General features: G+C 62.7%; 11 protein-coding genes and 3 pseudogenes. 5 read left to right on the forward strand and 9 right to left on the reverse strand.

The window, feature by feature from the left end; translation table 11 throughout:
• Window positions 1-35: 35 nt before the first annotated feature.
• Window positions 36-2,402 (forward strand): DNA polymerase II, encoded by a 2,367-nt coding sequence (locus tag F506_RS12445; protein WP_053197891.1) that lies wholly within the window; start codon window positions 36-38, stop codon window positions 2,400-2,402.
• Window positions 2,403-2,494: 92 nt separating this feature from the next.
• Here the strand turns inward: F506_RS12445 and F506_RS12450 are convergent, their stop codons facing one another.
• From F506_RS12450 to F506_RS12485, 9 genes and pseudogenes are all read right to left on the reverse strand, one after another.
• On the reverse strand, window positions 2,495-3,166 hold the full coding sequence (locus F506_RS12450) for a DUF1120 domain-containing protein (protein WP_053195226.1): 672 nt from the start codon (window positions 3,164-3,166) through the stop codon (window positions 2,495-2,497).
• A gap of 248 nt (window positions 3,167-3,414) precedes the next feature.
• Window positions 3,415-3,612, reverse strand: coding sequence for a hypothetical protein (locus F506_RS12455; RefSeq protein ID WP_029363050.1), 198 nt, complete (start codon window positions 3,610-3,612; stop codon window positions 3,415-3,417).
• Between the two features lie 91 nt (window positions 3,613-3,703).
• A complete protein-coding gene (locus tag F506_RS12460; protein WP_083457816.1) occupies window positions 3,704-4,429 on the reverse strand; it encodes a sulfite exporter TauE/SafE family protein in 726 nt (241 codons plus the stop codon).
• 87 nt (window positions 4,430-4,516) lie between these two features.
• Window positions 4,517-5,344 carry a phosphonoacetaldehyde hydrolase gene (gene phnX / locus F506_RS12465; protein WP_053197893.1) on the reverse strand — a complete coding sequence of 276 codons (828 nt, stop codon included), beginning with the start codon at window positions 5,342-5,344 and terminating at the stop codon, window positions 4,517-4,519.
• Between the two features lie 40 nt (window positions 5,345-5,384).
• Window positions 5,385-5,975, reverse strand: a pseudogene (locus F506_RS12470) (iron-containing alcohol dehydrogenase PsrA); the annotation flags it as partial.
• Window positions 5,959-6,480: pseudogene (locus tag F506_RS22695) on the reverse strand (YheT family hydrolase); the annotation flags it as partial. The pseudogenes F506_RS12470 and F506_RS22695, both read right to left, overlap by 17 nt.
• Before the next feature lie 64 nt (window positions 6,481-6,544).
• The gene (locus tag F506_RS12475; protein WP_053195952.1) at window positions 6,545-6,976 is read right to left on the reverse strand and encodes a YybH family protein; all 432 of its coding nucleotides are present in this window, start codon (window positions 6,974-6,976) and stop codon (window positions 6,545-6,547) included.
• Between the two features lie 89 nt (window positions 6,977-7,065).
• A complete protein-coding gene (locus tag F506_RS12480; protein ID WP_016832182.1) occupies window positions 7,066-7,263 on the reverse strand; it encodes a zinc-finger domain-containing protein in 198 nt (65 codons plus the stop codon).
• 36 nt (window positions 7,264-7,299) lie between these two features.
• The gene (locus F506_RS12485; protein WP_053195954.1) at window positions 7,300-8,220 is read right to left on the reverse strand and encodes a branched-chain amino acid transaminase; all 921 of its coding nucleotides are present in this window, start codon (window positions 8,218-8,220) and stop codon (window positions 7,300-7,302) included.
• A gap of 146 nt (window positions 8,221-8,366) precedes the next feature.
• On the opposite strand from F506_RS12485, the gene F506_RS12490 reads away from it, so the two are divergent.
• The 4 genes and pseudogenes from F506_RS12490 to pyk all read left to right on the forward strand — a co-directional run.
• Window positions 8,367-9,152 carry an AzlC family ABC transporter permease gene (locus tag F506_RS12490; RefSeq protein WP_053195956.1) on the forward strand — a complete coding sequence of 262 codons (786 nt, stop codon included), beginning with the start codon at window positions 8,367-8,369 and terminating at the stop codon, window positions 9,150-9,152.
• Window positions 9,149-9,472 (forward strand): AzlD domain-containing protein, encoded by a 324-nt coding sequence (locus tag F506_RS12495; protein ID WP_053195958.1) that lies wholly within the window; start codon window positions 9,149-9,151, stop codon window positions 9,470-9,472. The genes F506_RS12490 and F506_RS12495 overlap by 4 nt, the downstream gene beginning before the upstream one ends.
• A 159-nt stretch (window positions 9,473-9,631) precedes the next feature.
• Complete coding sequence (locus tag F506_RS12500; protein WP_053195960.1) at window positions 9,632-10,822, forward strand: phosphoglycerate kinase; 1,191 nt, start codon at window positions 9,632-9,634, stop codon at window positions 10,820-10,822.
• Between the two features lie 40 nt (window positions 10,823-10,862).
• Window positions 10,863-12,314 (forward strand): annotated as a pseudogene (gene pyk, locus F506_RS12505) (pyruvate kinase); the annotation flags it as partial.
• Window positions 12,315-12,380 lie beyond the last annotated feature (66 nt).

Raw genomic sequence — 12,380 nt, forward strand, 5'->3', positions numbered from 1 at the left:
ATACTTGCGCGATTCCAGAAATAGGCAGCAGCAACGTGACGCAACAACGAGCAGGTTTTCTCCTCACCAGGCACTGGCGCGACACGCCGGCCGGGACCGAAGTCGAGTTCTGGCTGGCGACCGATGACGGACCGCAACTGGTGCGCCTGCCGCCGCAGCATTCCGTCGCGTTCATCCCCGAGGAACAACGCCAACAGGCCGAGGCGCTGCTGCGCAACGAACGCGAAGTGGAACTGCGCGCGTTGCAGCTGACCGACTTTTCGCACCGTCCGGTACTGGGCCTGTATTGCCGCCAGCATCGCCAGCTGATCAAGATCGAGAAGCAGTTTCGGGAGTACGGCCTGGCCATCTACGAGGCCGACATCCGCCCGCCGGAGCGCTATCTGATGGAGCGCTTCATCACGGCGCCGGTGCTGTTCAGCGGCGACGCCAACGGCGCGGGACCGCTGCTCAATACCCAGCTCAAGCCCGCACCCGACTATCGCCCGCAACTGAGGCTGGTGTCGCTCGATATCGAAACCACCATGGGCGGCGACCTGTATTCGATCGCGCTGGAAGGCTGCGGCCAGCGCCAGGTCTATATGCTGGGCCCGCCCAACGGCGACGCCGGCGGACTCGATTTCGACATGGAATATTGCGATAGCCGCGCGCAGATGCTGGAGAAGCTGAATCAATGGATGGCGCAGCACGACCCCGACGCCATCATCGGCTGGAACGTGGTGCAGTTCGACTTGCGCGTGTTGCGCGAGCACGCCGCGCGCTTCGGCATCCCGCTGCGTTTCGGCCGCGACGGCAGCGAGCTGGAATGGCGCGAACACGGTTTCCAGCAGAATCATTATTTCGCCTCGGCGGCGGGGCGGCTGATCATCGACGGTATCGAGGCGCTGCGTTCGGCGACCTGGAGTTTTCCGTCGTTCAGCCTGGAGTCGGTGTCGCAGACCCTGCTCGGAGAAGGCAAGGCGATCGACAACGCCTACCAGCGCATGGATGAAATCGACCGCCGTTTCGCCGAGGACAAGCCGGCGCTGGCGACCTACAACCTGAAGGATTGCGAACTCGTCACGCGCATCTTCGCCAAGACCGAATTGCTGAGCTTCCTGCTCGAACGGGCCTCGGTGACGGGCCTGCCGGCCGACCGCAACGGCGGCTCGGTGGCCGCCTTCGGCCATCTCTACATGCCGCACATGCATCGCCTCGGATTCGTCGCGCCGAACCTGGGCGATACGCCGGGTGAACCGAGCCCGGGCGGCTTCGTGATGGATTCGCAAAGCGGCCTGTTCGACTCGGTGCTGGTACTCGACTACAAGAGCCTGTATCCGTCCATCATCCGCACTTTTCTGATCGATCCGGTCGGTCTGATCGAAGGGCTGGCGCATCCGGACGATGCCGACTCGGTGCCGGGTTTTCGCGGCGCGCGCTTCTCGCGCAGCAAGCACAGCCTGCCGGCCATCGTGGAAAAAATCTGGCAAGGCCGCGAAATCGCCAAGCGCCAGCAGAACAAGCCCTTGTCGCAAGCGCTCAAGATCATCATGAATTCGCTCTACGGCGTGCTCGGCTCGACCGGTTGCCGCTTCTTCGATGCGCGCCTGGCATCGTCGATCACGATGCGCGGGCACGAAATCATGCACCGTACGCGCGAGCTGATCGAAGCGCAAGGCTACGAAGTCATCTACGGCGACACCGACTCCACCTTCGTCTGGCTGCGCAAGGCGCGTGACGAAGCGGAAGCCGACGCCATCGGCAACGCGCTGGTGCGGCACGTCAACGACTGGTGGGCGGCGCATCTGAAGGAAACCTACGGCCTCGACAATGCGCTCGAGCTGGAATACGAAACCCACTACCGGCGCTTCCTCATGCCCAACGTGCGCGGCGCCGACTTCGGCAGCAAGAAACGCTATGCCGGCATGGTCGTCAAGCCGGACGGCCGCGAAGAAATGGTCTACAAGGGACTGGAATCGGTGCGAACCGACTGGACGCCGCTGGCGCAGCAGTTCCAGCAGGAACTGTACCAACGCATATTCCGCCGCGAGCCGTATCAGGACTATGTGCGCGACTACGTCGAACGCACCCTCAGCGGCGCGCTCGACGACGCGCTGGTGTATCGCAAGCGCCTGCGCCGGCCGCTCGACGCCTACGAGCGCAACGTGCCGCCGCACGTGCGCGCCGCGCGCATGGCCGACGAGTTCAACCGCGAACAAGGCCGGCCGCTGCAATACCAGGACGGCGGCTGGATCAGCTACGTCATGACCACCGCCGGTCCGGAGCCGCTGGAAACGCGCCGCGCCGCCATCGACTACGACCACTACGTCACGCGCCAGCTGCAGCCGGTGGCCGACGCCATCCTGCCATTTTTGCAGGATGATTTCGGCACGCTGGTCGGCGGGCAACAGGAATTGTTCTAGGGCGTGTTCACCCTTGTCCCGGCGTCGTACGTTTGCGGGCGCAAAAAAGCCCGCTTAAAGAGATAAGCGGGCCGGATGATGCAGGAAGGAAATTACAGGTACTGCACTTCAATCGTGGCCGAGCCGTCGAGGTCGATGTTCTGTGTCAGCGGCAGGTTGGCGCCCTTGTCCAGCACGGCGGTCACGCCAAGGTTGCCGGACATGGTCTTGTAGGAGCCGGGTGTGGTCGTGCCGGTGGCGGCGAAGGACTTGCGGCCGGCGCCGTCGGCGTGGAAGCGGCCATCCCCCGATTTGATCCAGGTGCCGTTGTTGGCTTCGTCGTAGATGACGTCAGGCGTGGCGCCGTCCGCGCTGAACGAATTGGGGATGACGCGAACGCTGTAGGCACCGATGTTCTTGCCGCCTGCTGCGCCCAGGCCGTAGGCATACTTGTCGGTCAGACGCGATTCGATTGCCGTCATCAGGCCGGTGACCACAGTCGAGGCCTTGTTGTCGATGGCGCGGACAGCGACTTTGGTTGCTGCATCGCAAGTGACGGTGAAGGCGATGGTCTTTTCCGCCAGTACGTTCGCTGCCGTGGTGCTCAGGCCCTTGGCGGAGATGGTGCCGTAGTCGACTACGTTGGTGCCGGTGAAGCTCGGAGTACAGGCCGAAGGACGAATGACACCTTTGACCTTCAGTTCGGCGGTATCGGCAGCCTGGGCGGCGAAAGACACCAGCAGGGAAGCAGCCAGGGCGGAGAAGAGAGTGATTTGCTTGGTCATGATCGTTTCCTCGAAGAGTCAGAATGGGTTGAATTCGGTTGAAATCGTTTTGCTTCAGCGCCTTGTGTTTGCTTAAGCAGTGAAGCCATTCTGACGATTTGAAGATCGGATTTATATGAGAAAACTCTCAAAAAATCGGTGTTGCAGAAATGTGGAAAAACTGGGGGAGGACTCCCGGAGCCAGTCCGGGAGCGGGATTGCAGGGTTAAGAGGATTCTTGTTGCTTTGGGGAATCGGGGCGGGACGGCTTAATTCAACGCTTCCTTGGCGGCTTCTTCCGGCGTCAGGCCGTCATAAAACAGGTCGGTGAACCATTCGACCTCTTCCTCGATGTGTTCTTGCGCCTGCTCCAGCGTGGCGCCGCCTTTGACGAGAAATTTTTCGACTTCGGTGCACCACTGGATCAGCGCTTCGGTTTCCGGATCGAGCTTTTCTTTCTTTGGCATGATGATTTCCTTGTTTCGTTGTAGTACAGGGTGTTATCCGGATGGTCTTGCAAGCATATCAGGGTCGCGCAGTAAGATCGCAAACACGTTCTTAGTGCAGCGCCGCCCACAGCAGCGACAACCCCGACGCCAGCAGCAACAGATCCAGCAGGCGCTGGAAATTGGCTTCGCTCATCTTCATCACGAAGACCTTGCCGACAAAGGTGCCGGCCATCAGCGACGCGCCCACCAGCAAGCCCTGCAGGAACACCGACAAGGGCATCGCGCCCAGTTCGCGGAAAGTCAGCACCTTGCTCACGTACAGCAGCAACGAACTGGCCGCCTCGGTCGAGAGGAACGCGCCTTTGCTCAGTCCGTAGGCGGTGAACACGGGTACGCTGAGCGGCCCGGTCGACAGCACGATGCCGGTCAGGTAGCCGATGAAGGCGCCGGCCAGCGCCAGTTGCCAGAGACGGATGCTGAAGTTGCGTTTTCTGACCCAGTGGCGGAACGGGATCATGACGATGAAGAACAGGCCGAGGCTGATGTCGATCAAGTGCGGCGGCAATTCCAGCAAGGTGCGCGCGCCGAGCGCCGCCGCCGGCACGCCGGGGATGGAATACGCCAGGAAGGCGCGCCAGTCGACCACGCGCCACCACGCCAGCACGCGTGACAGGTTGGCCATCACGGCAGCCACCGCCATGATCGGCACCGCCTGCTTGGGACCGAAGTTGTAGACCAGCACCGGCAACAGCATGATGGAAGAGCCGGTGCCGATGATGCCGCTGACCATGCCGGCGATCAGGCCGACGCTCAGGACGAAGATATAAGCTGCCACGGGGTGTCCCGGAAAGATTTGTTATTGGAGTGACGCGGCGATATTGTACGCCGCCGCGCAGCACCCCGGTGGCGGCCCTGGCAGGGATTACGGGCGTTCGCCTGCCTTGAGCCGTGCCGCGATCTGGTCGACCACCGCCGGCAGATCCGCCACCGAATCGATCACGTAATGCGCGCCGGCTTCGCGCAGGCGCATTTCGGCCAGCGCCTTGAGCGCCTTGATCTGCTCCGGCGACAGCTGCGCCAGTTCGGCCTTGGTGCAACCGACTTCATTGCCCGACAGGGACACGCCCACGGTCCACATGCCGGCGTGGATGCCTTCTTCGATGCCGGGTACGGTGTCGTCGACCTTGATGCAGGCGGCGACGTCGCCGATCTTCAGCGCCAGCATGTTGGCCAGCGCCATGTACGGACCGGGGCGGCCGCCGGCCGGCAATTCGTCGCCGGCGATGACGTGATCCGGCGCGATGCCTTCAGCCGCCGCCAGCGGCAGCAGCACGTCGAGGACCTGGCGCGGATAGCCGGAGCAGGAGCCGACTTTCAGGCCTTTGCCGCGCAGCCAGGCGATCATGCCGGCGGCGCCGTCGATGGCCTGGGAATATTCCCCGACCTTGGCGATCTGCATCGGCATGAAGCGCGCATAGATGGCGTCGACGTCGGCGTCGCCCGGAAGCTTGCCGTGGCGCTCCTTCCATTGGCGGGCGATGTCTGGATTGTCGAGCAGGGTCCGGATGTGCTGCCACTTGGACAGGCCCATCGGACCGCGCGCCTGTTTCAGCGAGATGTTCATGTCGAAGCTCTTGAAGGCATCGACGAAAATCTGCGTCGGCGCCAGGGAGCCGAAATCGACCAGCGTGCCGGCCCAGTCGAAGATCACCGCTTGCAGGTCGATGGGAGCGTGGAGGGGACGTGTCATGGGGATTCCTTTGCAGTCAAAAATGCGATCGAAAATGCGATCAAGAGCGGAGGGCGGCGATGAAGTTGCGTCCGCGCGGACCTTGCAGTGCGCGTTGCACCAGCGCGTCCCAGGCTTCGGCGACGCCGTAGTGGGCGGGATCGGTGCTGACGCCGAGACGTTCCAGGAACGCGGACAGCGTGGCGACGGCTTGCTGCGCATCGGCAGCGTCGAAGATGTCCAGCAGCAGGGCATCGACGGCGGCATCGTTGCCGAAGGCCAGCGCCATCACGTGCGGCAGCGAGAACGAGCAGGCGATGCCGTGGGCGACGCCGTGGTGCAGCGTGATGTCGTAGGACAGCGAATGCGCCAGCGCGGTCTTGGTGTTCGAGAACGCCAGGCCGGCTTGCAGCGCAGCGGTGGCCATGCGTTCGCGCAACGCCAGCTCGCGCGGCTGCGCCATGAGGCCGGGCAGCGTTGCCATGATGCTGCGGGCAGCGGCGGCGGCCAGGGCGGAGGAGACCGGATTGCGGTTGACGTTCCAGATCGATTCCAGCGCGTGCGACAGCGCATCCAGGCCGCTGGCCAGCGTGATGCCCTGCGGCAGGCTCAGCATCAGTTGCGGATCGATGATGGCCGCCGCCGGCCAGGTCGAGCGGCGCCGACACTGCGCACGCGGCGTCGACGAATTCGGCCTGGTGCTGCGATTCGCCTAGCCAGCGCAGCAAGGCGTTGGCGCCGAGCGAGACGCCGGTGGCGTAGAACTTGCCGGCGCCGATGGCTGCGCGATGGGTGACCAGCCGACGCAAGATCCAGTCGAGCTCGCCGCTGTCGCCGGAATGATAGAAACGCGGCGCCAGGTTGATTTCACCCGAGCAGCCACGGAAATGCGGCACCACGCCGGTCCAGCCGCGCGCGGCCACTGCGGCCATCAGGGCGCGGCAATAATGGCTGTCGGATGATCCCTCGAGGCCGTGGAACAGCACCACCAGCGGTTGTCCGGGCTGGCCGTCGACGAAATCGACATCGATGAAATCGTCGTCGGGCGTGTCCCAGCGTTCACGCCGGAAGCGCACCGACGGCTTGGCGATGAAGGTCGACGGATAGATCGTTTGGAGGTTGCCGCCGGGAAGCCAGCGAGGCGCGATGTAATGCATGGATGAAGGGCCGTGGATGCGCCGCCGCACATGAAGGATCGATGCCGGCGACGCTGGAAGGAAATCAGTGCAGCATGGTTTCGGCAATCGGCTCCGATGGCGCCGGTCCCGGTGCAACCGAGGCGTGGTGCGTGACGATGCGCCAACCTTGTGTGGTCTTCATGTAGACATTGGTGGCGATGACATGCACGTCCGGCTGGCTGTTGTCGGGATGATGGATGTCTTCGATCACGTTGTGCACGGCAGTTGTGATGGTGTGCGCCGCATGCAGCTGGCGCGGCTGGATGTGCAGGCCCCCGCGCGCGAGGATTTCTTCCCAACTGTTGCGGATGGCGACGTGGCCGACCAGGCGCGCTGCGCCCGGATGGATGCAGACGATTTCTTCGTCGTCGGCCCACAGCGCCATCAGCGCTTCGAGGTCGGCGCGGGACAGCGCATCGTAGTAGGCGGCTTCGATCTCATCGGGTGAACCGTGTAACAGTTTGGCGCGCGGCATGTTTTCTCCAGGAGGAAAAAGCAAAGAGGACCAATTGTTTCCTGGTGGTCCTCTTTATCGGTGTTGCTGGTGCGGTGGATCTTCCGATCTCAGTGCGCCTTGACGACGGCGCCCGGCTTGAGCTGATATTGCGTGCCGCAATACGGACACTTGGCGGCGCCGTGGTCGTCGAGCTCCAGGAACACGCGCGGATGCGACGACCAGTGCGGCATGTTCGGGTTGGGGCAGTGCGCCGGCAGGTCTTTGCCGTCGAGTTGAACTGGCTGGGTTTGTTGAACTTGGCTCATTGTGTTTCTCCGTTGCGATATGGTGCTTAATTGAAATTAAACCAGTGTCAGCCAATGCTGATATTGGGGAGCCTTGCCCGACACGACGTCGAAGAACAAGGTTTGCAGTCTTTCCGTGATCGGACCGCGGCCGCCGTTGCCGATGGTGCGGTTGTCTAGTTCGCGGATGGGGGTGATTTCTGCGGCGGTGCCGGTGAAGAAAGCTTCGTCGCAGCAATACATTTCGTCGCGCGTGATGCGCTTTTCGATGACCTCGATGCCAAGGTCGCGCGCCATCGTCAGCACCGCGTCGCGCGTGATGCCGTCGAGGCAGGAGGCGAGATCGGGGGTATAGAGTTTCCCGTTCTTGATGATGAAGACGTTTTCTCCCGAGCCCTCCGAGACGTAGCCGTCGGTATCGAGCAGCAGCGCTTCATCGTAGCCGTCGGCCAGCGCTTCCTGATTGGCCAGAATCGAGTTGATGTAATAGCCGGAGGCCTTGGCGCGCACCAGCGAGACGTTGACGTGGTGGCGGCTGAACGACGAAGTCTTGACGCGGATGCCCTTGTTGATGCCGTCTTCGCCGAGGTAGGCGCCCCACGGCCAGGCGGCGATGGCGACGTGGATCTTGTTGCCCTTGGCCGAAACGCCGAGCTTCTCCGAGCCGATCCAGATCAGGGGGCGGATGTAGCAGGATTCGAGTTGATTTTCGCGCACCACCTGGCGTTGCGCTTCGAGGATCGTGGCCTGGTCGAACGGCACTGCCATCTGGAAAATCTTGGCCGAATTGAACAGGCGCTGCGTGTGCTCCTTCAGCCGGAAAATCGCTGTTCCCTGCGGCGTCTTGTACGCCCGCACGCCTTCGAACACGCCCATGCCATAGTGCAGCGTATGGGTCAGCACGTGGATGGTCGCATCGCGCCAGTCGATCAGTGCGCCGTCTTTCCAGATTTTTCCGTCGCGGTCGTCCATGGACATGGGAAGTCTCCGATGGGGTTCAAGTGGCAAAGACCACATTTTAACGGAACAAGCGCGTAAAAAGTTTCATCTGTAAAATGTCCGGACTGCGTAAAAATGCCGTATTGCAAGTTCATCGCGTTCAATAAAAGCGGACCAGGGCAAGAATGAATAAGGAGACAGACGCCGGGGACAGTCGACCTGACCCGGCAGTCAATGAAGCATCGGCTGCCGCCGCACTCGCGGCGCGGCGCATCGAAAAGGAAGCGTTTCAGGAAGGCTGGCGCGCGAGCGCGTCGACGATTCCGGCCGTGGCCGCCTGGGGAGTGGTCTCGGGGATGGCGATGGTCAAGTCCGGCATGACGCTCTGGCAATCGCTGGCGATGACGCTGACGGTCTACGCCGGCTCCGCCCAGTTCGCGGTGCTGCCCTTGCTGGCGGCGCATACGCCGCTGATCGTGATTTTCCTGACGGCCATGATCGTCAACCTCCGTTTCGTCATCTTCTCCGCCGCCGTGGCGCCGCATTTCGCCCATCTGCCGTGGTACCGGCGGGTCTGGTACGGCTACTTCAACGGCGACATCTCGATGGGATTCTTCCCGCGGCGTTTCCCTGCCCACACGGTGCACCAGCCGGCCGGCAAGATCGGCTTTTTCGAGGCGATCTGCTATCCGGGCTGGTTTGCCTGGCAGATCGGCGCGATTGTCGGCATCCTGCTGGCCAGCCAGATCCCGGAAAGCTGGAACATCGGTTTCGCCGGCACGCTGGCGCTGATCGCCATCACCATCCCGATGATCATCAACCGGGCGGCGCTGGCGGGCGTGGTGGTCTCCGGCGCGGTGGCGGTGGCGGCGATCAGCCTGCCCTACCGGCTGGGCCTGCTGCTGGCGGTCGTGATCGGCATGGCGGCAGCGATGGTGGCCGACAAATTCATCGACAAGGAAAAAGAATGAACGCCTTCGACGTTTGGGTTTCTATAGTGTTGTTGGTCGTCTCGACGCTGGTTACGCGCAGCGGTTTTTTCCTGTTCGGCCATGCGGTCAGGTTGCCGCCCAAGCTGCAGCATGCACTGGGTTATGCGCCGGCCGCGGCGATGGCGGCAATCATCTTGCCGGACCTGGTGACGACGGGTGGCGCAATTGACATCAATTGGGCCAATCCAAAATTGCTGGCCGGCATCGGCGGCGGGGTGTTTTTCTTGATAACACGACATCTTTTGGGAACGATTGTTGCCGGAATGGCACTGTTTACGGCGCTGCGGCTGGCGCTGTAGCCCTTTCCCGGAAGGCTGCGCGCGCTCGTCGGGCCTGTTGCTGCGGGAGTGCTGCATCGAATACGCCCGAATGCTGCATTCCTGTCTGAAAACCATGCTGGGAGCAGGGCGGGTAGAGTAAAATAACGCCTTTTTGCCCCACCTTAGATTCTGCGAAAAATGAAATTCAACCGACTCAGCGATCTCATCTCCGCCAACCAACTGCAAGGCAAGCGCGTCTTCATCCGCGCCGATCTGAACGTGCCGCAGGACGATGCCGGCAATATTACCGAAGATACGCGCATCCGCGCTTCGGTGCCGGCAATCCGCCAGGCGCGTGACGCCGGTGCCGCAGTGATGGTGACCTCGCACCTGGGCCGTCCGGTCGAGGGCGAATTCAAGCCGGAAGACTCGCTGGCGCCGGTCGCCAAACGCCTGTCGGAACTGCTCGGCGCAGAGGTCAAATTGGTGTCGGACTGGATCGAAGGCGTCGACGTTGCGCCCGGCCAGGTCGTGCTGCTGGAAAACTGCCGCCTCAACAAGGGCGAAAAGAAAAACAGCGACGAGCTGGCGCAAAAGATCGCCAAGCTGTGCGACATCTACGTCAACGACGCTTTCGGCACTGCACACCGTGCTGAAGCCACCACTTACGGCATCGCCAGGTTCGCGCCGGTCGCCTGCGCCGGTCCGCTGCTGGCAGCCGAACTCGATGCGCTGGGCAAGGCCCTGAACCAGCCGGCGCGTCCGTTGGTGGCAATCGTCGCCGGCTCGAAAGTCTCCAGCAAATTGACTATCCTGAAAGCGCTGGCCGACAAGGTCGACAATCTGATCGTCGGCGGCGGCATCGCCAACACCTTCATGCTGGCCTCCGGTCTGAAGATCGGCAAGTCGCTGGTCGAAGCCGATCTGGTCGACGAAGCCAAGGCCATCATCGACATGATGGCCAAGCGCGGCGCCTCGGTGCCGATTCCGGTGGACGTGGTGTGCGGCAAGGAGTTTTCGCCGACCGCAGCGGCGACCGTCAAGGACGCCAAGGATGTGGCCGACGATGACATGATTTTCGATATCGGTCCGAAGACCGCGGCGACCCTGGCGGCGCAGTTGGCCAAGGCCGGCACCATCGTATGGAACGGCCCGGTCGGCGTGTTCGAGTTCGACCAGTTCGGCGGCGGCACCAAGGCGCTGGCGCAGGCGATTGCAGACTCCGACGGCTTCTCGATTGCGGGCGGCGGCGACACGCTGGCGGCGATCGCCAAATACGGCATTACCGACAAGGTCGGCTACATTTCGACCGGCGGCGGCGCTTTCCTAGAGTTCCTTGAAGGCAAGACCTTGCCGGCCGTGGAAATCCTGATGCAGCGCGCCCAGTAAAAAAACAACAGCTTTACCACCACGTCAGAGAAAGATTTTCATGCAAAGAGCCACCAAGATTGTTGCCACCATCGGCCCCGCTTCCAGCGATCGAGACACGCTGACGCGCATGATCAAAGCGGGCGTCAACGTGGTGCGCCTGAATTTCTCTCACGGCAAGGCACAGGATCATATTGATCGCGCCACACTGGTACGCGAAGTGGCCGATGCCTGTGGCGTGAAGGTCGCGATCATGGCCGACCTGCAAGGTCCGAAGATCCGCGTCGGCAAGTTTGAAAACGGCAAGATCAATCTCGAAAACGGCGACAAGTTCATCCTCGACGCCGACTGCACCATGGGCAACCAGGAGCGCGTCGGTCTCGATTACAAGGCACTGCCGCGCGACCTCAAGGGCGACGACGTGCTGCTGCTCAACGACGGCCTGATCGTGCTGGTGGTCGAGCGCGTGCTGGGTAACGAGATCCACACCGTCGTCAAGATCGGCGGCGAACTGTCCAACAACAAGGGCATCAACCGCCAGGGTGGCGGTTTGTCGGCGCCGGCGCTGACCGCCAAGGACATGGACGACATCAGGACGGCGATGAGCTTCCAGGCCGATTACGTCGCCGTATCGTTCCCCAAGAACGCGACCGACATGGAAATGGCGCGCCAGCTCGGCAACGTCGCCGGCGAACCGTTCGGCCACAAGCCGCTGATGATCGCCAAGATCGAACGCGCCGAGGCGATCCCGCTGCTGCAGGAAATCCTCGATGCCTCCGACGGCCTGATGGTGGCGCGCGGCGACCTTGGCGTGGAGATGCCGCCGGAAGACGTGCCGGGCTTGCAGAAGAGCATCGTGCACGCTTGCCGCCAGGCCGGCAAGCCGGTGGTGGTGGCGACGCAGATGCTGGAGTCAATGATCTCGTCGCCGACGCCTACCCGTGCCGAGACGAGCGATGTGGCAACGGCGGTCTACGACGGCGCCGACGCGGTGATGTTATCCGCAGAATCCGCCTCGGGCGCTTATCCGGTCGAAGCGGTGCAGATGATGAACCGCATCATCGCCGCCAGCGAACGCGATTTGCAGCAAGGGCAGGGACTCGGAAGATTGCAACGCGTCGCCTCGCTGACCCGCCCGCTGGCTCCGGTTTCTCATCGCAGCGGCGACGCCACCGATGCGTTGTGTGCAGCGATCCACGCGATGGCGCAGGTTTTGCCGCTGGCCGCAACGGTGGCCTATACGACCTCCGGTTCGACCACCCTGCGCGTGGCGCATGAGCGCTCCTGGACGCCTGTCCTGAGCCTGACGCCGGATATGCAGGTGGCGCGCATGCTAACGTTGGCTTGGGGCGTGCATTCCATCTGTTCGCAGCAGCCGCAGGATGTCGACGATATGATCCAGCGCGCGGCGTTGGTGGCGGCTGAACAGGACTTCCAGCAGCAGGGCAAGCCGATCTTGCTGGTGGCGGGCACGCCGGTCGGCGTAACGGGAAGCGCCAATCTGTTGCGCATCATCTGGCCGGATGAAGCCGGCATGGCGACGAATGCGCCGACGACTGCCGGAGCATCGTCCCGGTCC

This window comes from Herbaspirillum hiltneri N3, assembly GCF_001267925.1.
Lineage (GTDB): Bacteria > Pseudomonadota > Gammaproteobacteria > Burkholderiales > Burkholderiaceae_D > Herbaspirillum > Herbaspirillum hiltneri.